Origin of the sequence: Synechococcus sp. H55.2 (genome assembly GCF_047462495.1) — a bacterium.
GTDB lineage: Bacteria > Cyanobacteriota > Cyanobacteriia > Thermostichales > Thermostichaceae > Thermostichus.
Map to the genome: position 1 here is coordinate 1 of NZ_JANSJH010000118.1, position 3,490 is coordinate 3,490.

At 61.4% G+C, this 3,490-nt stretch carries 1 protein-coding gene; it reads left to right on the plus strand.

Going from position 1 to position 3,490, the window contains the following annotated elements:
- Positions 1 to 152: 152 nt before the first annotated feature.
- Positions 153 to 3,490 (plus strand): maltose alpha-D-glucosyltransferase (treS, locus tag NW844_RS11550; RefSeq protein WP_414335806.1); only part of this gene is annotated, 3,338 nt, incomplete at its 3' end.

Sequence of the window (3,490 nt, forward strand, 5' to 3'; positions counted from 1 at the left end):
GGGGGTGAGGGGTTAAAATCGCCCTGTCAGGCCCAAAACCGCACCGCCTGCCGGGATCCCTGGCACCCAAGAAAAGGCTGCAGCCTATTGAGGGGATCCCCACTCAACGGTTAGGGTTGCCAAGGTGTCCAAATCCTGTTTCTATTGCCGATATGATGAGCCAAGCCCCTCTGCGCAGCATCGTCTCTCCCTTAACCCACAACCCCCTCTGGTACAAAGACGCGATCATCTACGAGCTACCGGTGCGGGCTTTTGCCGATAGCGATGGCGATGGAGTGGGCGACTTCCAGGGCCTGACGGAAAAGCTGGACTACCTGCAGGATCTGGGCATCACGGCCCTCTGGCTGCTGCCCTTTTTCCCCTCCCCTCTGCGGGATGATGGGTACGATGTTTCTGACTTTACCAACGTCAACCCCACCCTAGGCACCCTAGAGGACTTCAAAATCTTTCTAGATGCCGCCCACCAACGCGGGATCCGCGTCATCATCGAGCTGATCCTCAACCACACCTCCGATCAGCATCCCTGGTTTCAGCGGGCTCGGCGCGCCGCCCCCGGCACCCCCGAGCGGGACTTCTACGTTTGGAGCGACACCCCGGAAAAGTACAAAGAGGCCCGCATCATCTTTCAAGACTTTGAAACTTCCAACTGGGCCTGGGATCCGGTGGCCAAAGCCTACTACTGGCATCGCTTCTACTCCCACCAGCCGGATCTCAACTACGACAATCCTGCCGTGCAGAAGGCCATCTTCGAGGTGGTGGACTTTTGGCTGAGCATGGGGGTGGACGGCCTGCGGTTGGACGCGGTGCCCTATCTGTACGAGCGGGAGGGCACCAACTGTGAGAACCTGCCGGAAACCCACCTCTTCCTCAAGGCCCTGCGCAAACACATCGACCAAAGGTATCCGCATCGCATGCTGCTGGCAGAGGCCAACCAGTGGCCGGAAGATGCTGTGGCCTACTTCGGCGACGGGGACGAGTGCCACATGGACTTCCACTTCCCCCTGATGCCGCGGCTGTTCATGGCCATCCAGATGGAGGATCGCTTCCCCATCATCGACATCCTGCAGCAGACTCCCCCCATTCCCGAAACCTGCCAGTGGGCCATTTTCTTGCGCAACCACGACGAGCTCACCCTGGAGATGGTCACCGACGAAGAGCGGGACTACATGTACCAGGTGTACGCCAAGGATCCCAACGCGCGGGTCAACCTGGGCATCCGCCGCCGCTTGGCGCCCCTGCTGGGCAACAGCCGCCGCCGCATCGAGCTGATGAACAGCCTGCTGTTTTCTCTGCCCGGCACGCCGGTGATCTACTACGGCGACGAGATCGGCATGGGGGACAACATCTACCTGGGGGATCGCAACAGCGTGCGCACGCCGATGCAGTGGAGCGCCGACCGCAACGCCGGCTTCTCTCGGGCTAACCCGCAGAAGCTCTACCTGCCCATCGTCATCGACGCCGAGTACCACTACGAAACCGTCAACGTGGAAGCGCAGCGGAACAACCCCTATTCCCTGTGGTGGACGATGAAACGGATGATCGCGGTGCGCAAGCGCTTCCAAGCTTTTGGCCGCGGCTCTTTTGAGCTGCTGCACCCGGAAAACCGCAAGGTGCTGGCCTTCATGCGGGCCTACGGCGACGAGCGCATCCTGGTGGTGGCCAATCTCTCCCGCTATGTGCAGTGCGTGGAGCTGGACTTGGCTCACTGGGAGGGGCTGATCCCGGTGGAGATCTTCGGGCGCACGCCGTTTCCTCCCATCGGCCAACTGCCCTATTTCCTGACCCTGGGCCCTCACTCCTTCTACTGGTTTTCCCTCGAGCCGCAGCGACCAACGGAGCGGATCCACCCTAGCCACAGCAAGCCGGAAGAGTTGGATCGCCTGCCCACCCTGCTGGTTCAAAACGGCACCTGGGAAAGCCTCTTTCAAGGGGAAAGCCAAAAGCAGGTGGAGGCGGTCTTGGGCGACTACCTCTACCGCTGCCGTTGGTTCGGCTCCAAAGCCCGCCAGATCCAGTCGGCCCAGGTTTTGGATGCCATTCCCTGTAACCGGGAAGGGGATCCCCCCTTTCGGGGCCAGATTTTGCTCTTGCAAGTCGAGTTTACCGAGGGGGAAGCAGAACTCTACTCTTTACCCGTGGGCTACGCCACTCAAGAGGCGGCCCTGCACCTGCGCGTAGAGGCGCCCCAGGCAGTCATCCTCCCTGTGCAGGTGGCCGGGGATCCGCCGGGCGTGCTTTTCGACGCGCTGGCCGATAAAACCTTTTTGTCGTTGCCGCTGCAGATCATCGCCCAGCAGGGCCGCCTGCGCCACTCCTCAGGGGAGCTGTGGGCCACCACCTTTGCTCCCTTTGAGTACGACCTCGGCCTTGAACCCCGCATCCTCAAGGCGGAGCAGAGCAACACCTCGGTGGTCTACGGCAATCAGTACATCCTCAAGTTCTATCGCAAGGTGGCCGAGGGGGTGAATCCAGAGCTAGAGATCGGCCGCTACCTGCTGGAGCACCATCCCCAGGTGCGGGTGCCGCGGCTGTTGGGATCCCTGGAATATCGCCGCCGCCGTGGGGCGCGGGGCTTTGATCCCAGCGATCAGCCCATCACGTTGGCCATTTTGCAGGAGTACATCCCCAACGAGGGGGATGCCTGGCACTACACGCTGGACAGCCTGGGGCAGTTTTTCGAGACGGTGCTGGTTCACTACCTAGAGGTGGATCCCGTGCCCGTTCCGCAGGGATCCTTCTTGGAGCTGTCTCAACTCCCCTTGCCGGAGCTGGCCTACGCCACCATTGGCAGCTACCTGGAGTCGGTGCGGATCTTGGCCAAGCGCACCGCCGAGCTGCACCTTGCTCTGGCTGCCGACACCGAAAACAAAGACTTTGCCCCCGAGCCCTTCTCCAGTCTCTACCAACGCTCCATCTATCAATCCATGCGCAATTTGGTGGGGCAGGTGTTTCCGCTGCTGAACAAGCAGATCCCCAAGCTGCCGGAGGTGGAGGCCAAGTTGGCCCGGGCTGTTCGCGACCAAGAAGGGGAGATCATGAGCCGCTTCCGCCTCATCCTGGAGCGGAAGATCACGGCTTTGCGCACTCGCTGCCATGGGGATTACCACTTGGGCCAGGTGCTGTTTACCGGCAAGGACTTTGTCATCATCGACTTTGAAGGGGAGCCGGCCCGCTCCCTGGGAGAACGCCGCCTCAAACGCTGCCCCCTGCGGGATGTGGCAGGGATGCTGCGCTCTTTCCACTACGCCGTTCACACCGGCTTGCGCCAGCAACTGGAAAGCGGCCTGGTCTGCGGGGACAAGTGCCCCGACATGATGCGCTGGGCCCAGTTTTGGCACCGCTGGGTTTGTGCTGCTTTCTTGGCCGAGTATCTCCAGGTGGCTTCCCAAGGGGCTTTTCTGCCCCGCAGCCCGCAGGAGCTGGAAGTGCTGCTAGAGGCCTATCTGCTGGAGAAGGCCATCTACGAGCTGGGCTACGAGCTCAACCACCG